The sequence below is a fragment of the Rhodococcus sp. DMU2021 genome (assembly GCF_019641445.1).
In the GTDB taxonomy this organism is placed as follows: domain Bacteria; phylum Actinomycetota; class Actinomycetes; order Mycobacteriales; family Mycobacteriaceae; genus Rhodococcus; species Rhodococcus pyridinivorans.
This window is the reverse complement of sequence record NZ_JAIFKB010000009.1, coordinates 51,919-70,555: the sequence shown is the minus strand read 5'-3', so window position 1 is coordinate 70,555 and position 18,637 is coordinate 51,919. Positions and strand designations below refer to the sequence as shown.

General features: G+C 68.3%; 18 protein-coding genes. 9 read left to right on the top strand and 9 right to left on the bottom strand.

Annotated features, from left to right (window positions below; all coding sequences use genetic code 11):
- Positions 1-116 precede the first annotated feature (116 nt).
- Together K3M35_RS14140 and K3M35_RS14135 are read right to left on the bottom strand one after the other, a co-directional pair.
- Entirely contained in the window at positions 117-1,796 is a 1,680-nt protein-coding gene (locus K3M35_RS14140) for an NTF2-like N-terminal transpeptidase domain-containing protein (protein ID WP_259444029.1), read from the bottom strand.
- 78 nt (positions 1,797-1,874) lie between these two features.
- Positions 1,875-3,644 carry a penicillin-binding transpeptidase domain-containing protein gene (locus K3M35_RS14135; RefSeq protein ID WP_220666568.1) on the bottom strand — a complete coding sequence of 590 codons (1,770 nt, stop codon included), beginning with the start codon at positions 3,642-3,644 and terminating at the stop codon, positions 1,875-1,877.
- Positions 3,645-3,837: 193 nt separating this feature from the next.
- Here K3M35_RS14135 and K3M35_RS14130 point away from each other — a divergent pair, with 193 nt between their 5' ends.
- Together K3M35_RS14130 and K3M35_RS14125 are read left to right on the top strand one after the other, a co-directional pair.
- Complete coding sequence (locus tag K3M35_RS14130; protein ID WP_039585018.1) at positions 3,838-5,373, top strand: ABC-F family ATP-binding cassette domain-containing protein; 1,536 nt, start codon at positions 3,838-3,840, stop codon at positions 5,371-5,373.
- Positions 5,374-5,395: 22 nt separating this feature from the next.
- A complete protein-coding gene (locus tag K3M35_RS14125) occupies positions 5,396-6,208 on the top strand; it encodes an alpha/beta fold hydrolase (RefSeq protein WP_064060499.1) in 813 nt (270 codons plus the stop codon).
- A 16-nt stretch (positions 6,209-6,224) separates the two neighbouring features.
- Here the strand turns inward: K3M35_RS14125 and K3M35_RS14120 are convergent, their stop codons facing one another.
- A complete protein-coding gene (locus K3M35_RS14120) occupies positions 6,225-6,815 on the bottom strand; it encodes a hypothetical protein (protein ID WP_041803855.1) in 591 nt (196 codons plus the stop codon).
- Positions 6,816-7,143: 328 nt separating this feature from the next.
- Positions 7,144-8,370, bottom strand: a complete 1,227-nt coding sequence (locus tag K3M35_RS14115; RefSeq protein WP_033096324.1) for an acyl-CoA dehydrogenase family protein — start codon at positions 8,368-8,370, stop codon at positions 7,144-7,146.
- Positions 8,371-8,504: 134 nt separating this feature from the next.
- Here K3M35_RS14115 and K3M35_RS14110 point away from each other — a divergent pair, with 134 nt between their 5' ends.
- Positions 8,505-9,623, top strand: coding sequence for an energy-coupling factor ABC transporter permease (locus tag K3M35_RS14110; RefSeq protein WP_220666567.1), 1,119 nt, complete (start codon positions 8,505-8,507; stop codon positions 9,621-9,623).
- Positions 9,624-9,649: 26 nt separating this feature from the next.
- Here the strand turns inward: K3M35_RS14110 and K3M35_RS14105 are convergent, their stop codons facing one another.
- Positions 9,650-10,285 (bottom strand): TetR/AcrR family transcriptional regulator, encoded by a 636-nt coding sequence (locus K3M35_RS14105; RefSeq protein WP_039585023.1) that lies wholly within the window; start codon positions 10,283-10,285, stop codon positions 9,650-9,652.
- Between the two features lie 54 nt (positions 10,286-10,339).
- Between K3M35_RS14105 and K3M35_RS26890 the strand changes: the two genes are divergently transcribed.
- The 6 genes from K3M35_RS26890 (at position 10,340) to K3M35_RS14080 (ending at position 14,821) form a co-directional block, all read left to right on the top strand.
- Entirely contained in the window at positions 10,340-10,432 is a 93-nt protein-coding gene (locus K3M35_RS26890) for a putative leader peptide (protein WP_363890111.1), read from the top strand.
- Between the two features lie 113 nt (positions 10,433-10,545).
- Positions 10,546-11,061 carry a DUF4242 domain-containing protein gene (locus K3M35_RS14100; RefSeq protein ID WP_016694511.1) on the top strand — a complete coding sequence of 172 codons (516 nt, stop codon included), beginning with the start codon at positions 10,546-10,548 and terminating at the stop codon, positions 11,059-11,061.
- A 7-nt stretch (positions 11,062-11,068) separates the two neighbouring features.
- The gene (locus K3M35_RS14095) at positions 11,069-12,118 is read left to right on the top strand and encodes an acyl-CoA dehydrogenase family protein (protein WP_220666566.1); all 1,050 of its coding nucleotides are present in this window, start codon (positions 11,069-11,071) and stop codon (positions 12,116-12,118) included.
- The gene (locus K3M35_RS14090; RefSeq protein ID WP_220666565.1) at positions 12,094-12,834 is read left to right on the top strand and encodes an ABC transporter ATP-binding protein; all 741 of its coding nucleotides are present in this window, start codon (positions 12,094-12,096) and stop codon (positions 12,832-12,834) included. The genes K3M35_RS14095 and K3M35_RS14090 overlap by 25 nt, the downstream gene beginning before the upstream one ends.
- On the top strand, positions 12,831-14,003 hold the full coding sequence (locus K3M35_RS14085; protein WP_006553698.1) for an ABC transporter substrate-binding protein: 1,173 nt from the start codon (positions 12,831-12,833) through the stop codon (positions 14,001-14,003). Before K3M35_RS14090 ends, K3M35_RS14085 begins: the two co-directional genes overlap by 4 nt.
- A 47-nt stretch (positions 14,004-14,050) precedes the next feature.
- Positions 14,051-14,821, top strand: a complete 771-nt coding sequence (locus tag K3M35_RS14080) for an ABC transporter permease (protein WP_202399481.1) — start codon at positions 14,051-14,053, stop codon at positions 14,819-14,821.
- 7 nt (positions 14,822-14,828) lie between these two features.
- Here the strand turns inward: K3M35_RS14080 and K3M35_RS14075 are convergent, their stop codons facing one another.
- From K3M35_RS14075 to K3M35_RS14060, 4 genes are read right to left on the bottom strand one after another with little or no spacing between them, the layout of a single operon-like run.
- Complete coding sequence (locus tag K3M35_RS14075) at positions 14,829-15,302, bottom strand: nitroreductase family deazaflavin-dependent oxidoreductase (RefSeq protein ID WP_039585025.1); 474 nt, start codon at positions 15,300-15,302, stop codon at positions 14,829-14,831.
- A 4-nt stretch (positions 15,303-15,306) separates the two neighbouring features.
- Positions 15,307-16,179 carry an alpha/beta fold hydrolase gene (locus tag K3M35_RS14070; protein WP_019290848.1) on the bottom strand — a complete coding sequence of 291 codons (873 nt, stop codon included), beginning with the start codon at positions 16,177-16,179 and terminating at the stop codon, positions 15,307-15,309.
- Positions 16,169-16,810 (bottom strand): TetR/AcrR family transcriptional regulator, encoded by a 642-nt coding sequence (locus tag K3M35_RS14065; RefSeq protein WP_220666564.1) that lies wholly within the window; start codon positions 16,808-16,810, stop codon positions 16,169-16,171. The genes K3M35_RS14070 and K3M35_RS14065 overlap by 11 nt, the downstream gene beginning before the upstream one ends.
- Positions 16,807-18,627 carry an amidohydrolase family protein gene (locus K3M35_RS14060; RefSeq protein ID WP_220666563.1) on the bottom strand — a complete coding sequence of 607 codons (1,821 nt, stop codon included), beginning with the start codon at positions 18,625-18,627 and terminating at the stop codon, positions 16,807-16,809. Before K3M35_RS14060 ends, K3M35_RS14065 begins: the two co-directional genes overlap by 4 nt.
- Positions 18,628-18,637: the final 10 nt, after the last annotated feature.

Sequence of the window (18,637 nt, the reverse complement as noted above, 5' to 3'; positions counted from 1 at the left end):
TACGCCGCGGACCGGCCTCCGGCGGATCAGCGCACCATGGACCGGCCTCCGGCGGATCAGCGCACCATGGACCGGCCTCCGGCCGATCAGCGCACCATGGACCGGCCTCCGGCCGATCACTCCCCGAGCAGGGGTTCTCCGAGCTTGCGCAGGAAGGTGTCGGCCATCTTGATCGCGCGGTCGCCGCCGTCGGCATCGGCGACGAAGACCGCGAAGGCCAGGTCGCCGCCGGTGTAGCCGAAGAACCAGCGGTCCTCACCGCTCGCCGCGGCGATACCCGCGAGACCGGCGTGTCCACGGAGGAAGGACGCCGGACCGTTCTGCACGTTGTCGATCATCATGCCGCGCAGGGCGTCGATCACAGAACCGGGCAGCGCCTCGGGGGCGTCGTGGACGACCGTCTCCTGGCCCTGCACGATCGTCGGGGCAGCGACGCTGCCCCGTGCGACCGAGGCGGCCAGCACCGCGGCGCCGAGCGGCGTGATCAGGTTCTCGTCGGAATCCGATCCGGCGAACTGGACAACTCCGGAGCGGCTGTGCCCGATCTGCGAGGTCTCGAACTCGAAGCCCGGCACGTCGTAGTCGACGCCGAGGCCGAGGCGACGGGCGGTCGAGGCGACGTCATCGGATCCCACGTCGTTCGGATCGACGCCGCGCTCGAGGCCGGCCGCGAGCCGGACCGGATCGAGAACGCCGCCGGCCGGGTAGAGACCGTGGGTGATGACGGGACCGAGTTCCATGGCCCAGTTGTTGACGTCGGCGGCGAGGATGCCACCGGTCGAGGGCTGGATGGCGACCACCGCGGCCGGGGTACCTGCGGTGACGACCGCTTCCTTCGCGGCGAGCTGCACCTGGGAGTCGACGGTCGCCTGCAGGTCCGGAGGCGGCGGGCCCTGGAAGCCCGCCACCTGGATCGGGCCCTCCTCGGGATCCTCGAGGGTGACCGCCCAGCCTGCCGTCCGGTCGCGTTCGAGCTGCCAGGCCGAGCGCAGCGAGTCGAGCAGCGGCGTGGAGATCCGCCGATCGGCGCTGATCAGGGTGGGTGTCGTGAGCACCTCGACCCCGGGGATCGACACGATGCCGCCCTCGAGGAACTGGTAGTCCTGGTCGCGGAGCTTGACCGCGGTGATCCGGTTTCCGGGGTTCTCCGCCATCCGCTCCTGCATCAGCTGGGCGGTGATGACGGGTGCGACCGGCTCGAGAACCGCCGCGAGACGAGTGGTGGTGTCGACGGGGTCGGGCATCGCCGCCGGGTCGAGCACCACGGCGTTGATGGTCTGTTCCTCCATGAGGAGGCGGCCCGTGCGGTCGAAGATCTTCGGCGGCGCGGCGTCGGTGCGCACGTGGTGGACGGTGCGTCCGCCGGACAGGTCGGGGACGACGACCTCCGGGTCCCAGGACACACGCCAGCCGACGGCGAGCTTCCGCACCGAACCGGTGACCTGATACGACCAGTCCTTGCCCTCACCGAAATTCCAGCCGGCGGAGAGCGTGAAGTATCCCGAGTCGTCGTTGAGTTCGACCAGCTGGGTGACGTCGTAGTCGACGGTGCCGTCGGACAGACCGTCGTACATCTGCGAGATCGTTTCCTCCGCCGCGTTCGGGTAGGAGGTCAGGGCCGCCGCTGCGCCCGCATCACGATCGTCGAGGGCGGCAACGAAGTCGTCGACGAGGCGTTGCGCCTCGCTTCGAGAATCCGAGAACACAACCGTCGTCAGAGCGACGACAGCCACGACGAGGCACACGGCCAGCGCGACGATGCGCCCCCGCTTCCCCCGCCAATCACGAAATCTCATATGTAACAACCTTCACTTCAGTCACACGAGATACCAGCACGCGTTGTGCACGAACACATCACAATTGCGCCACGCGTCCTACCCCCTCAGCCATCGACCCGCCGCCTCGACGGCAGGGGCGGAGCCGTCCGCCCCCGACACGAACACCGCAAAGGCAAGATTATCCTGTGATCCGATAAACCAGCCGTGCGCCCCGACGTTGTCACCGTACTCCGCCGTCCCCGTCTTCCCCGTCAGATCGGGAATGTCGCGCAACGCGCCGGCTGTACCCTCGATCACAGTCTCGCGCATCATCTCTCGCAGTGCCGTCAGCACGTTCTCGGGCATCGGTTCGGCCTCCCGATCCGCGGTCGCCGGCTGCCCCTCCACGATCGTCGGAACCGGCGTGCGGCCGTTCGCCGCCGAGGCTGCGACCAGCGCCATCCCGAAAGGCGACGCCGTCACCCGACCCTGTCCGATCGCTGCCTCCACGCGGGCAGCATCGGTGTCTGCGACCGGCACGTTACCCGTGACCGTGACGAGACCGGGCGTGACGTAATCGATGCCGAGACCGAAGCGTTCCGCGGTGGCGCGCAGGGCGTCGGGCGGCAGGTCCAGAGCGAGCTGCCCCATGGTCGTATTGCACGAGAACGCGAACGCGGTGTGCAGCGGCACGGGGCCGAGATCGAAGTTCTCGTCGTTCGGGATCGTTCGTGAGCCGACCGAGGCGATGCCCGGGCACGGCAGCACGGTGTCGGGTTCGGCGAGCCCGGCATCGAGCGCCGCCGCCGTCGTCACCACCTTGAACGTCGACCCCGGCGGATAGAGGCCGGTCGCGGCGATCGGCCCCTCGGCGTCGGCCGCGTCGTTCTGGGCCATCGTGCGGATCGCGCCCGTCGAGGGTTCGATCCCGACGATCACCGCGGGCGTGTCGAAACCCGCGAGGACCTCCTCGGCCCGTCGCTGCAGGTCGAGGTCGATCGTGCTGGTCAGGTCGGGTGCCTCCGGTCCGGCTTCGCCGGCGACCTGGCTCGTCGTGCCGTCCGCCGCGACCCGCCGGATCACCCAGCCGGCCGAGGCGTCCTGCCCCTCCTGCCACAGTTCGGCGAGGCCGGACCACACGGGCGAGGCGAGGTCGCGCTCGGTGGTGAGCAGACGGGTCTGCGGCACGAGCGTCACGCCGGGCAGCGCGGCGAGGCGATCCTCGATCGGTGCGAGGTCCTCCTCACGCAGTGTGATCACTCCCGCAGCGCCGCCGGCGGCCACCGCGACCTGCTCGGCGAGACTCTCCGCCGTGATCGTCGGGACGACCGTGGCCAGCACGGGAGCGACCGCGGCGGGATCGGCGGTGGCATCCAGGTTCACGACGGTGACGACCTGCTCCCCCATGAGCGGCCGCCCGGCCCGGTCGAAGATCGTCGGCGGGGCGCCGACGGTGGTCAGATACTCCAGCGACGCGCCGCCCGCCAGTTCCGGTGACAGCACCGTGGGGTCCCAGCGGACCCGCCACGCGTCGGCCTCGGGGTCCTCCGTCGCGCTGCCGGTGGTGCGGTACGACCAGTCGCGGCCCTCCCCGAAGTTCCACGTCACGTCGAGGTCGAAGGTGTCGCCGTCGCCCGTCCCCGCGACACTCACGGTCGGGTCGTCGTGGCCGAGGCCGGCGAAGAGGACATCGATCGCGGACTCCGCGGCCACCGGATCGGTGGTCAGCGCTGCCGCTCCGGAGACGTCGCCGGCGTCGAGAGCGGCAGCGAACTCTTCCGCGATCGTCTCGGGCTGATCGGGGCCGAGGGCACACGCCGACAGCGACAGCATCGTGACTGTCGCGACTCCCATACCGATCAGTCGGATCCACACGGTCCCGATCATGCCTGCACTTTCGAGCCCGTGCCTGTTATCGCAGGTAGGAGTCGGGGTGAAATATTCGGTTGCATCCCGGACGGTGCGGGCTCACCATGGTGTTCGCATCCCGTACCCGTCGATCGGAGAAGTCCGTTGCTCCTGTGAGAGGTCCCGTCCCCCGCGCACTCGCGCAATCGACCCTCACCCTTCGGGAGCCATCATGTCTTCATCCGGTATCACGCTGTCCGCACTCTCCTACGCCCATCCGGACGGCACCGTCGCCGTGCAGGATCTCGACGCCGTCGTCCCGGCGGGGCGGATCGGCCTGGTGGGACGCAACGGAAGCGGGAAGACCACCCTGCTCCGGTTGATCGCGGGTGAACTCCGCCCGACCTCCGGTTCGTCGACGGTGCGGGGACGGGTCGCCTACCTCCCTCAGGACGTGACCCTCGATCCGACGGTGCCGGTCGATTCCGTCCTCGGCATCGGAGATATCCGAAAGTCCCTGCGCCGCATCGAATCAGGATCGTTCGACGATCGGGACTTCGAGGTCGTAGCCGATCGGTGGGACATCGAGGACCGCGCTCTTGCGCTCATGCATCGCGTCGGCCTCGACCGGATCCTGCACGACGTCGGGGATTTCGACCGCACCGTCGGTCAGCTCTCCGGCGGGGAGACGGTGCTGCTCGCCTTCACCGCACGCCTGCTCGACGAGCCGGACGCGCTGTTGCTCGACGAGCCGACGAACAATCTCGACGCCGACGGACGTGCGCGCCTGCAGGATGCGCTCGACCGGTTCCCCGGCACGGTGCTCGTCGCCGGGCACGACCGGGAACTGCTCGACCGCATGGACTCGATCGCCGAACTGCGCAACGGGGCTCTGCGCCTGTTCGGCGGCGGATTCGGCGAGTACGAACGGATCGTCGCGGAGGAGCAGGAGGCGGCACGGGCCGCAGTGCGGGACGCCCGTAACGACGTGCGGCGCCAGGCACGCGAATTGGCGGCGGCGCACGTCACGCTCGCCCGGCGGCAACGCTACGGGCAGAAGATGTACGAGCAGAAGCGCGAACCCAAGATCGTCATGGGCGCGCGCAAACGGCAGGCGCAGGAATCCGCCGGGCGATTCCGCCGTGAGCACGAGGAGGATCTGACCACTGCACGGGAGAACCTCGATCGCGCGAAGGACGCCGTGCGCGACGATCCGGAGATCCGCATCGATCTGCCCGGAACCGCGGTTCCACCCGGCCGGCGTGTGGCGGACGCACCGCTCGAGATCGTCGGGCCGGAACGGATCGCGCTGCGCGGCCCCAACGGGTCGGGGAAGACGACCCTGCTGCACCGCATCGTCGAGGCGGAACCCCACGTTCCCTTCGCGTTGCTCCCGCAGCGGCTCGACATCTTCGACGACGATCGTTCGGTCGCGGAGAACGCCGAGGATCGTGCGCCGCACCTGACTCCGCAGCAGGTGCGGGCACGTCTGGCGCGCTTCCTGTTCCGCGGCCGGCACGCCGAGGTCGCCGTGGGGGCACTGTCGGGTGGGGAACGACTGCGGGCCGCGCTCGCGATCGTGCTCGCGGCCGATCCCGCTCCGCAGTTGTTGCTGCTGGACGAGCCCACCAACAACCTCGACCTGGCCGGTCTCGCGCACTTGACCCAGGCCCTGCGTGCCTACAGCGGTGCGCTCGTGGTGGTCTCGCACGACGAACGATTCCTGGAGGAGGTGGAGGTGGATCGGTCGGTCGAGCTCGGGCGGTGAGCCGTTCGGCGATACTGCTGGGATGAGCCACGCGACGAATCCCGCCGACGGCACCCGGATCCGGTTCACCACGGCAGGTCCCGAGGGGGCACCGGTCGTGCTGCTGGTCCACGGCAGTGCCCTGTCGTCGGCGGTGTGGCGGGCCTTCGGCTACGTGAAGGCACTCAGCGGGGATTTCCGGCTGGTCATGCCCGACCTGCGTGGGCACGGCCGCAGCGACACCCCTCACGACGAGGACGCCTACGCGATGGACGCGATCGTCGGGGACCTGCTGGCCGTCCTGGATGCGGCCGGGGTCGACCGGGTGCACTACGTCGGCTATTCGTTCGGCGCCCGTGCGGGACTCGCGCTCGCCGTCGACGCTCCGGACAGACTGTCGAGTCTGACGCTGCTCGGCGGGAGCGCACGCCCCCAGGCGGGATCGATGGACGCGATGTTCTTCCCCGGCACCGTCGACGTGCTCGAGCGCGAGGGCATGGACGGTTTCGTCCGTGCCTGGGAGGAGCGGCGTCGCACGCCGGTCGATCCCGCGACGCGCTCGGCCTTCCTGAAGAACGACGCGCAGGCTCTCGCCGCCTATTTCCGCCGGTCGGATCGGGAACCGGGGATCGACGACGAGATGCTCGCCGACATCGACGTGCCCGTGCTCGCCGTCGTCGGGTCGGACGATCGCCTGCGCGTGGAGGACACCCGCGCGTTGTCGCGCACCGTCCCCGGTGCGCGACTCGCGATCCTGCGCGGGGTGGACCATGCCGAGACGGTCTCGGCCGCGCTGCCTGCGGTCGAGACCTTTCTCTCGGCACGCGCCGGTCGGAAACCGACCGACACGCTCTGATGCTCAGGCCGGGCGCTCAGGCCGGGACGACGACCTGTTCCCGCGGTGTCATCGCCGGCACCGGCCGGGACTGCTGCGCCCTCCGGTGCGGTGCGACCGCGGCCTTCTCCTGCGCAACACGGGCCACCGCCTGCTGCCGGCCGGCTCCGGATGCCTCCGCGAGCAGCGCCGACACCGACCGCTTCATGACCTCGACGGCTTCGGGCACCGGCAAACGCAGTACGTCCCGCAGCGACACCCAGGTGGGCCAGGTCGTCGACACACCCAGCAGGTTCTCGATGTGGGTGCGGACGGTGCCGTCGACGCCCTCGAACTGGTCGGAGAACAACGCCCCGATCTCGTATCGCGCCCGGTCGAGATAACGCACGCGGTTGCGCTGCAACTCGCGCGAGAACGGCACCCGGATCTCGGACGACCGTGCGAACGGCGCGATGTATTCGAGCATCTCCGCCCGCTGCCTGCAGTAGGCGTCGATCCGCTCCTCGAGCGGCAGCGACGGATCGATCGGCTCGTAGGCGTCGACCTGGCGCCGCATCAGCTCGGCGCCGGTGACGGCGAACAATGTCTCGAGGTCGCCGAAGTGTCCCCACAACGATCGCAGGGACACCCCGGCCCGCGAGGCGATCTGCCCCCCTGTGGGTTTGAGCTCTCCCGCCCTGATGAGCGCGATATGAGCCTCTATGACGGCCTGCCGGGTGCGCTCTGCGCGAGCGCTCCTGCCGTCCGTCGTGACCGACGGCTTTTCGCCGTCCCTTCGTTCCGCGTACATCGCTCCCCCGATTTCCGCTCGGACTCCCCTCCGGACCGGTCGCTCCCCTCGTCGGCGACCGGCATAACTTTTCTCATGGCGAACAATAGTCGACACAGTGGGGGAATTGTCATCCCCCCTCCGAAAATTGTCCTTTTTGCTAATTTCGAGCGGTCGTATTCAGGGCTTACTGTGCGAGCAATCCCTTCGCGATATGTGTTACTTGAATTTCGTTACTACCGGCGTAGATCATCAACGATTTCGCATCACGCGCAAGTTGTTCGACGCGATATTCGGCCATGTATCCGTTTCCTCCGAACAGCTGCACGGCCTCCATCGCCACCTCGGTCGCAGCCCGCGACGAGTACAGCTTCATCGCCGACGCCTCCGACAGGCTCACCGGCTTCCCCGCCTGCGTGCGTTCGATCGCGCTGAAGACCATGTTGCGGACGTTCACCCGCGCGATCTCCATCTCGGCGAGCTTGAGCTGGATCAACTGGAACTGTGCGATCTCCTTGCCCCACAGCTTCCGCGACTTCGCGTACTCGGTGCACAGCTTCAGACACTGCTCGATGATGCCCAGGGCCAGATAGGCGATGCCGATACGTTCGGTGGCGAAGGATTCGCGCGCGCTGTCCTTGCCGTCGCTGCGACCGCCGTCCTCGGTCTCACCCAGCAGCCGGTCGCGGGTCAGGCGCACGTTATCGAAGAACAGCTCGCCCGTCGGCGAGGAGTTCATGCCCATCTTCTTGAAGGGCGGGCTCTGGGTGAGCCCTTCCATGCCCTTGTCCAGCACGAATGCGAGCACCTTGCGGTCGCGGCGATCCACCGAGGAGTCGCCCTCGTCGAGCTTCGCGTACACGATGATCACGTCGGCGTACGGACCGTTGGTGATGAAGGTCTTCTGGCCGTTGAGGACGTAGTCCTCCCCGTCGCGGCGCACCGTCGTCTTCATCCCGCCGAAGGCGTCCGAACCCGAATCGGGTTCGGTGATCGCCCACGCTCCGACCTTCTCGAAGGTCACCAACTCGGGCAGCCATCGCTTCTTCTGCGCGAGGGTGCCGCGGCTGCGGATCGTGCCCGCGGTCAGGCCCAGGCTGACGCCCAGCGAGGCGATGAGCCCGAGGCTCACCCCGGCGATCTCGATATTGAGCAACGCCGCCATCCCCGGCGACCCGCCGGTACCACCGGACGACCCCGAAGGCTTCTCTCCGCGTTCCTCTTTCGCGAGGGCGCGTTCGAGCGACTCACGGGCCATCTCGTCGATGCCGAAAGTCGCGTACAACTTCCGGATGATGTCGTACGGCGGCAGTTCTCCCGATTCGAGACTGTCGACGTGCGGGCGGATTTCCTTCTCGATGAAACCGCGAAGCGCATCGCGGAACATGAGGTCTGTGTCGGACCACTCGTACATGACGCAAATATAGAACGGGTTTCACTTTTTGCCCAGGCTCCCGTCCCGCCGAGCTCTCGAAAACGCTCCGCCTCCCCCGATGCCGGTACTAGCCTTCGCCGCAGAGCACTCCGTCGGTGGGAGGGACATCGGAGATGGTCGATACGAGTGGGTTCGCCGGCACGGACGTCCTCGCCCTGCACATGGGCGACGGCCTGATCGCCGACCGCGCGTCCGCGTGGTTCTTCGTCATCGCCGTGATCGGGGTCAGCATCGCCGCCTGGTACGCACGCAGCGACCTGAGCAAGAGGTCGGTGCCTACTGCGGCGGTGGTCTGCGCCCTGTTGTTCGCCCTGCAGGTGGTCGACGTTCCGGTGCTGCCGGACGTGAGCGGCCACGTCGTGGGCGGCGCGCTCGCGGCGATCCTGCTCGGCCCGTTCGTGGGTGCGGTCGCATTGACGATCGTCCTCGTGGTGCAGGCCTTCGTCTTCGCCGACGGCGGCCTGTCGGCACTGGGCGCCAACGTCACGAACATGGTGCTCGTCGCCATCGCCGCCGGTTTCCTCGCCGCGACGGCGCTGCGCGCACTGTGCGAACACCACGGGGTGCGGCGGTTCGTCATGCTCGGTCTGGTCTCGTTCGTCGCAGGGTTCGTCTCGGTCCTCGCGGCGGTGACGGGTTTCGTCGTCGAATACGCACTCGGTGGCACCTCCACGGTGCCGGTGTCGAACATCGGATTCCTGTATGCGACCCACGTTCCGGTCGGGGTTGTCGAAGGGCTGGTGACGGCCGCCGTCGTGCTCGCCGTTGCGCGGATCTCCCCGGAATCCGTCCATCTCACCCGGCTTCCGGTCAATCCTCTCGACGCGACCGCCTCGCCGCCCCCGCCTCCGCGTCCGCGCGCTCGCGGGACGCTGTTCATCGGCCTGGCGTTCACCTCGCTCGTCGTCGCTGGGATCCTCGCGCCGCTCGCCGTCGACACCCCCGGCGCTCTCGAGGTCGCCACCTCACGCGGCTGCGAGATCGACTCGCTCGCCGAGGATCTCACAGGCGACTGCATGGCACGGGACGTCGAGGAACATCGGCTCGCCGACAGCGCACTGGCCGACTACACCATCGACGACCGTCCCGGTTCGACGGGTGTGGCCGCGGTGCTGGGGACGCTCGGCACCTTCGTCCTGGCCAGCGTGTGTTTCCGCGCTCTCGTGCCGCGGCCGGCAATCTCCGCGACCACGGAGCGCCGCACACAGCAGCGGAGCAACTCGGCAGGCTGAGTCCACGGGTCGACGCGGACCCCGGGTCAGCGGGGGAGATGCGTCTCGATGATCGCTGCAGCCATGTCGCGGCCGAGCCGGATCGGTTCGACGGAGTGCTCGAACTTGCTGCCGGACAAGGCACCGTCGTAGATCAGTTGCACGCGCCCGGCCACCACCTCGGATTCGGTCGCCCCGGCGAGATTCAGCAGGTCGACGAGCGTCGAATTCAGCCATTCCCGGTGCGCGAGCACCGGTTCGAGAGGCTCCTGGGGGAATTCCGTCGCGGCGTTGGCGTACTGGCATCCCCGGAAGTTCTTCTTCGGCGCCGACTGCATCGCGAGATCGAAGAAGGTGAGGATCTTCGCGATCGGATCGTCGAGCGGTTCGGCGGCGGCGTGCCACCGCTGCCGGTCGCGCTGGTCGAGATCCTCCAGATAGGCGAGCACCAGTGCATCCTTCGACCCGTACGACGAGTAGAGGCTCGCGCGGGCGACGCCGGCCTCGGCGAGGATGCGGTCGATGCCCACCGCACGGATGCCATGCTCGGCGAAGAGCGTGCTCGCGGTGTCGAGCAGACGTGTGGAGGGTGAGGGCTTGGACGGCGATCGCTCGGCTTTCCCCTTCGGACCGGCCGTGCCCTTCGGAGTGCCGATCGATTCACTCTCGACGAACGTACGCACGTACCCAGAGTAACGGACAGGGCGCGATAGACAGACCGTTCTATTCACAGTACGGTGGAGCACGTGACACACAGCCTTCTGACTCGCCGCCTGCACGTGGATCTCGTGCGGGTGTCGACTGCTGCGTGTTGTCGCTCCTCTCTCTGACCGGCCTCGTCTGCGTGCGCCGCATGCCGTAGTCGCCCCGTCCGAAGACGAAACGGCGCCCCGCCGTGCCCGGACCGGTCACAGTTCCAACCCGCTTTCCCGGAAGGTGACCCATGTCGCTGTATCTCTACGAACTCGTCCCCACCGAGGGCCAGGCCGAAGCTGCCATCAAGGCCTTCGACGATGCTGTCGTCGCCGCCGGCGGCGAACTGATCGAATCGCAGGTCACCACTGGCGGCACGCGCGTCTTCGCGATCGCCGAGTTCGACGCCTGCCGCCCCGCCCAGCTCGAGTCGGCCTCCCTCGATGTCGCCGAGATCGTCGGCCCGAACGAGGTCCGTCTGGTCGGCGCCGAGCTCGACCAGATCAAGGCCACCCGCCCCGAGGCCGGTTACCTCGTCGAGTGGGACATCCCCGACACCATCGACATGGAGACCTACCTCGCGCGCAAGAAGGCGAATTCACCGAAGTACGCCGACGTCCCCGAGGTGAGCTTCCTGCGCACCTACGTCCGCGAGGACATGGACAAGTGCCTGTGCTTCTACAACGCCCCCGACGAGGCCGCCGTCGTGCGCGCCCGCGAGGTCGTCAGCACGCCCATCGACCGTCTCCACTCCCTCGAAGGATAAGCATCCGATGACCGCGGCCATTGACCGGACGAGCGAGGAACAGCGCGCGGCGATCGCAGAGTTCGTACGCGATCGCGCAGCTGCTCTCGATCGCGGAGAAACCGACATCCGCACCGACATCGCCCGTACAGGCGAGCTCGGCCTGCTCCGCAAGGGGCTGAGCGGGGAGTGTCTCTCCGAGATGGTCGCGGTCATCGACGAGGTCGCCGCCGAATCGCTCACCGTCGGCTTCTCGCTGTGGGCGCAGCGCATGGCGCTCGAATACATCGATCGCGCACCGCAGTTCCTGCGCGATCGTTACCGGGACGACCTCGCATCCGGCCGCACGATCGGCGTCACCGCCATGGCCGCGGCGCTCAAGCATCTTGCCGGTCTCGGCGAGCTCCCCCTCGTCGCCGAACGAACCGACGACGGCATCACCGTCACCGGCCCGATCCACTGGGCGTCCAACGTCTTTCCCGACTCGGTGATCGTCTTCCCGGCCCGCACCGCCGACGGTGATCGCCTCGTCGCCGTCGTCCGCGCCGACGCCGAGGGCATCACCATCGCGGATTCACCCGCACTGCTCGCGCTCGGCGCCACGTCGTCGACCTCGCTGAAGCTCGATGGTGTGCGGATTCCGCAGTCGCACATCCTCACCGAGGATCTCGCAAACTTCTGCGGTTCGATCCGGCCCACCTTCATGATGCTGCAGACCTCGTTCTGCGTCGGCATGGCACGCGCATCGCTCACTGAGGCCGTCGGCCGTCTGCACGGACTGGGCGAGCAGTTCACCGGTGAGTACGAAGAGCTTTCGGCGCAGTACGAGTCACTGCGCGAACGGCTGTACCGCTTCGCCACCGATCCCACCTCGATCGCTCCTGCGGAGTTCATCCGCCTGCGTCTCGACGGTTCGGTCGTCGCCGTCGCCGCGACCCGCCTCGAAGCGACACTGCGCGGCGGTGCCGGATACGCGACGGCCAGCGCCACCAACCGCCGATTCCGTGAGGCGGCCTTCCTGCCCATTCAATCGCCGTCGGAAGGACAGCTGCGGTGGGAACTGTCGCAGTACGAATAGCGAACGGATACAAGAGTTTCGCCGGTCGCCGTAGCCCGGTTCTCCAGGGGGTGGATCTGAATATCGCGACCGGCGAATTCCTCGTGGTGCTCGGCAGCAGCGGTAGCGGCAAGTCGACGCTGCTGCGGATCGTCGCGGGTCTCGATCACCTCGATCGCGGTTCCGTCGACTGGCCCGACACCGAGGGCGACAACCGTCCGCACACCGGGATGGTCTTCCAGCAGCCCTTCCTGATGCCGTGGCTCACCGTGCGCGAGAACATCGCCTTCGGTGGACGGTTCGCCGCGCACCGCGAGCGGTTCGACACCGCCTACGCCGATTCGCTCCTCGAGCGTTTCGGCCTCTCCGCGCTCGCCGGCTACTACCCCGACCAGCTGTCCGGTGGTCAGGCCCAGCGCATCGCCGTCATCCGCGCCGTCGCGGTGCGTCCGCGACTGCTGCTGCTCGACGAACCGTTCAGCGCCCTCGACCCGGCCACCCGCTCCGATTTGCGGTCGTGGCTCGGCGAACTCGCGCGCGATCTCGGTTTCACGACGGTCCTCGTCACCCACGACATCGACGAGGCGCTCGAACTCGCCGACCGCATCGCACTGTTCGGGAGTTCGGGTGTGGTGCAGCAGGAATGGGCGCTCGGCGGCATGTCGGCGCTCGACCGCGACGCGCTGCGTCCGGCCATCCTGGCGCACTACCGCGATTCGTCGCTGTCCGCGACATGACCGATCCGGGTCTGTTCAGCCGTCGCACCCTCATGCGCGGTGCGCTCGGCCTCGCGGCAGCCGGGGGTATTGCCGGCACGATCGACCTCGCGCGCACCGCGACCACCGACCGCGCCAATCGCACGGGGCAACTGCGCATCGGCTACCTGCCGATCACCGACGCCGCGCCGCTGCTCGTCGCGCACGGGTCGAGCCTGTATCCCTCCGGCGTCGTCGATTCCGCGAAGCCGGTGCTCTTCCGCAGTTGGGCGTCGCTCGCCGAAGCCTTCATCAGCCGGCGCGTCGACGTCGTGCACCTGCTCATGCCCATGGCGGTCCAGTTGCGGTACAGCCTGGGTAGTTCCGTGCGGATCCTCGGCTGGAACCACACCAACGGCTCGGCGCTGACGGTCGCCCCGCACATCACCGACCTGAGCGATCTCGCAGGCCAGACGGTGGCGATCCCGTTCTGGTGGTCGATCCACAACATTGCTCTGCAACAGCTGTTGCGGGCGCACGGACTGACACCGGTCGTGCGGGAGGCGCCGTCGAAGTCCGCCCGTACCGTGGGCCTCGTCGTGATGGGTCCGTCCGACATGATCCCGGCCCTGGCGAACGGCTCGATCGCCGCGTTCACCGTCGCCGATCCGTTCAACGCCGCCGCGGAGGTCCGCGGGGTGGGGCGGATCCACCGTTTCCTCGGTGATGTGTGGCGCGACCACGCGTGCTGCGCCCTGCTCGTGCACGAGGACCTGATCGAACGCGACCCCGTCGCCGTACAGTCCCTCACCGACTCGGTGGTCTCCGCCCAGTTGCAGATCGGCGCCGACCGTCAGGCCGCGGCCGCGATGTTGTCCGCCGGATACCTTCCGCAGCCGTTGCCCGCGATCACGAAGGCCCTCACCTATCCCGACCGCGAGGCCGGCACGATGCACCCGCAGTGGCAGCCGCAACGCATCGGGTACCAGCCGTTCCCCTTCCCGACCTTCACCGCGGCACTGATCGAGGCGATGCACGACACCGTCGTCGACGGCGACACACGGTTCCTCTCTCGTCTCGACCCTGCGACGGTGCACGACGACCTCGTCGACGACCGCTTCGTCCGCACATCCCTCACCCGCGTCGACGGCACCGATGCCTTCGGCCTTCCCGCCGATCTCACCCGCACAGAGGAGGTCGATCCTTCGTGAGCGCCCCGACCGGCACGGCGCCGGAGACGGCCCGCACCGTCCGGCAGCTGCCCCTCGTCCCCCAGGCCGTCGCCATCGTCATCGCGATCGCCTTGTGGTGGCTGGTGACGACGGTGCTCGTCGCGCCGGATTCGCTCGTGCGGGACTTCGCCCCGCAGTACGTCTTCCCGGCGATCGTCGACCTGTTCGCACGCGGCGTCCTGCTGCCCGACACGCTCGCGAGCCTGTGGCGGTTGCTGGTGGGTCTGCTGATCGCCGCGACGCTCGGCATCCCGCTCGGGTTGCTGATCGGACTCAACCCGTTGGTCGAGCGCGCGACGATGCCCATCATGCAGTTCCTGCGGATGATCTCGCCGCTGTCGTGGGCGCCGATCGCCGTGGCGTTGTTCGGCATCGGCCACCAGCCCGTCTTCTTCCTCATCGCCGCCGCCGCGATCTGGCCGATCGTCATCAACACGGCGGCCGGTGTGCACGGCATCGACCAGGGCTATCTGATGGTGGCCCGCTCGTTCGGTGCGACGCGACTCGAACTGCTCACCACCGTCGTCCTGCCGGCCATCCGCGCGCAGGTGCAGACCGGTCTGCGGGTCGGTCTCGGTATCGCGTGGGTCGTGCTCGTCCCCGCCGAGATGCTCGGCGTGCGGTCCGGTCTCGGCTACCAGATCCTCAACGCCCGCGACCAGCTCGCCTACGACCAGGTCATGGCCGTGATCGTCGTGATCGGTTTCCTCGGGTTCTGGCTCGACTGGGCGGCGCGGCACCTGCTGCGCGAACGGCGGAGGCCGGTGAGCGTCGAGGAAGCCGACCGCCCGCTCTGACCTGCGATCAGGACTCGAGCGGCGTCAGTACGAAGACGGGGAGCACCCGGTCGGTGCGCTTCGCGTACAGCGCGTAGTTCGGCCACGTCTGCAGCAGCACCTGCCACAGCCGCGCGCGTTCGTCGCCCTCCGCGATCCGCACCGACACCGCGTGCTCGTGCCCGTCGTACAGCACCTGCGCCTGGTCGGCCGCGCGCAGGTTGATCGCCCAGGACGGGGCTTTCGGGTGTCCCCAGTTCGACCCCACCACGAGCCATCCCCCGTCGTGCGGCACACACAGCAGCGGTGTGGACCGCGGCACCCCGCTCTTGCGGCCCTTCACGGTGAGCACGAGCGAGGGCAGTCCCGCGATCGCGAGCAGGGTGACCTTGCCGCGCGTGGCCCGTTGGATGGTCTTGTCCACCGCGATGATCGGCTGTGAATACCGCGGCAACCACGGCAACGCTCCGATACGGACGGCGACCGGTCGGAGCGGATTCATGCGGTCATCTCCCCCAGGCTGCCAGCAGCGTCCGGGCGGCGGCGACGACGGCCAGCGGCTGATCGATCATCGGATGGTGGCCCGAGGCCGGAAGATCGATCAACAACGCATCAGGACCCAGATTGTCGACCATCCGCCCGTAGAGCGCGTCGTCGATGATGCCGCGTTCGCAGCGGAAGTAGGCGACGGCGCATCCCGGACTCATCGCCTCGAGGCTACGGCGCCCCTCACGTCCCATGCGGAGATTGTCGAATTTCCACGACCAGCCGCCGTCGACCTGCTTCAGCGATCCGCGGGCGATGTGCTCGAGCACGTAGGGTTCGGCGTCGTCCTGCGGCGGCACGAGGCGGAATCGGGCGACGGCGTCCTCCGCCGCGGCGTACACCTTCGGCGGTCCGGCGTTCGCGACGGCCTTCGCGCGCATCTCGAGTTCCTCGGGCGTCATGTCGCGGATCGGCGAATCGATGATCACCACACCGGCGAGTTCGTCGCCGTGGAGATGTGAGGCGGCGAACGAGACGATCCCGCCCATGCTGTGACCGATGAGGACCGGTGGACCGCTGATACCGCCGGCGCGGGCCGCAGCGACGACCTCCGCGGACCACGCTTCCAGGGTGTAGTGCTCGCGGTGGTCACTGTCGCCGTGACCGCTCAGATCGAGCGCGACGACACGACGTCCGGCGGCAAGCTGCGGGCCGATGTGGTCCCACCACCCCGAATGCGCCATGCCGCCGTGGACCAGCACGATGCCCGGCAGACCGGATTCGCCCCACGCCCGGTAGGCGATGGTCGCACCGGCTGCCTCGACCTTCCCGGTCTCGACGGGTGTGGCCAGGGCGTCGACGAACCACTGAGGAGCAGATCCACTATTGCTCATTATTCGAACTTATGTCAGATGTGACGAGCGCCAACATCCGGGCCATCAGTTCGATCCGTCGCACCTCGAGTTCCGGCTGCGGATGCACCGTCGACGCCAGCGCTTCGCCGTCGAACATGTGCACGAGCGACAGCAGGAGGGTGTCGAAGACGTCGGCCGGGAACCGTGCCGCGACAGGCAGCGACCTGCCGAGATCGACGATCTGGGCGTGGTAGCGCTCGGCCATCGGCGTTAGATGCTCCCGCAACGCCGGGTCGGTGCGCGCCGCGCCGAGCAGTTCGTACCAGGCTGCGTTCATCGGGGCCCGACAGGCGGTGCGCAGCAGTTCGAGGCACACCCGCAGCGACTCGGAGATGTCCGCGTGCTCGTCACCGAGCGCCGCGAGACCCGCTTCGAAGTTCGCGAACTGGCGTTCCCGGACGGCGTCGGCCGCCGCGATCATCAGGTCGAGTCGCGTGGGGAAGTGCCGGAACACCCCACCCGACGACACCCCCGAACGCCGGCACACCTCACCGATCGTGGTCCCGGTACAACCGAGCTCGGCGAGGGCAGTGATGGTCGCGTCGAGGATGCGGCCGATCGTCTCCTCCCTGCGCTCCTGCTGGGTACGGCGTACTACGGATGCACTCACGCGACGGGCTCACCCGCCGAGATGCGCATCGGCGCGGGTCCGCGCTCCTCCACCCCGGCGCGCAGGAACCGGCCGGTGCCGACGGTATGTCCGTAACCGGGCACGAACTCGCCGTCGCGGAAGACCACCCGGCCGGCGACCGCCGTCGCCGTCACCGCGCGGTCATTGCGGTTGACCATGCGGCGGATTCCGCCGAACTCCTCGAGCGGCGACTCGTGATAGGCATCGACGTCGGCGTTCAGTCCGGCAGGATCGACGACGACGAAGTCGGCGCGGTCGCCCACCCGCAGGTGGCCGGCGTCGATTCCGTAGAAGTCGCCGAGTTCGCCGGTGAGCTTGTGGACGGCTTCGGGCAGCGGGAGGAACGGCCTGCCCGCCTTCTCGGCGTCGTGGACGCGGCGGAGCAGGCAGATCGCGAAGTTGTAGAAGGCCATGTTCCGCAGGTGGGCGCCGGCGTCCGAGAACCCGACGGTGACGCCGGGCGTGCGGATGAGCCGGTCGGCGACCTTGCTTCGGTCGTTGGCGATCACGGTGTGCCACCGGAACTTCCTGCCGTACTCGACGACGAGGTCGAGGAAGGTGTCGACAGGATGCAGCTTCCTCTCGCGCGCGACGTCGCCGATCGACCGGCCGACGAGCGAGGCGTCGGGACATTCGACGATCCGGGTGTCGTCGAAATCGCGGTGCCACACGCGCGGTGAGAACTTCTTCTCGAAGTCCTGCCGGAACCAGCGGCGGTAGGCCTCGTCGCGCAGCAGGTCGTTGCGGACGAGTTCGTCCTGCAGATGCAGTGCGGCACGGCCTGATCCGAACTCCTCGAAGACGACGAGGTCGATGCCGTCGGAGTACACCTCGAAGGTCGTGGGCAGGTGTTGCCAGCGGAAGGAACCCTTGCCGATCCGGTTGGCCGCGAATGCAATCGGACCGAAGATGCGGTTGACCCACCGTTCGGCCTTCGTGTCGGCCGCTGCGAGCACCGACGTCTTCATCGGCTTGCGCCCGATGCCCGTGCCGGCGAGGGCGAAGAACACGACGTCGTACTTGGTGTTGAGGTTCGGCACGGCCTGCAGGGTGCGACCGCGTCGGCGCAGGATCTTGTGCAGGCGGCGGAATTCCGACCACGACGCGTGGGTCGACGGCAGGGTGCGCGAGCGATAGCGGTCGCCGTCCATCTTGTCCCACGGGTTCGTCATCGTCGACACGCCGAGGAAGCCCGCGTCGAGGGCGTCCTCGATGCGGGCGTCGATCTCGGCGAGTTCGGCCCGGGTCGGTCGGTTCGCCGACTCGGTAGAGCGTCCGAGCCCCATCACCGACGCGCGGACGTCCGAATGTCCCACGAAGGCCGTCACGTTCGGGCCGAGCGGAAGCTTGTTCAGCGCCTCGATGTATTCGCGGGGCGTGCTCCACGTCTTGGACTTCTCGAGGGCTGAGAGGACGTGCTCGCGCGGGAGTGCTTCGACGCGACTGAACAGGTCGGCAGCGTCGACCGGCGGCACGAAGACCGTCGAGATCGAGCAGTTGCCCATGAGCACGGTCGTGACGCCGTGCCGCACCGACTCGGACAGACCCGGACCCACGAGCACTTCGGCGTCGTAGTGGGTGTGGGTGTCGACGAAGCCCGGCATCACCCAGCGGCCGTGCGCGTCGACGACCTCGGTGTTCGGGCCGGCAGGAAGGTCGTCGGAGGTCGCGGTGACGACGACTCCGTCGCGGATACCGAGGTTGCGGACGACGCCGGGTGCGCCCGTCCCGTCGAACCAGAGACCACCTCGGACGATGACATCGAAATCCCCGTAATTGTGATCCACACCACTCATGGCGCGAGGG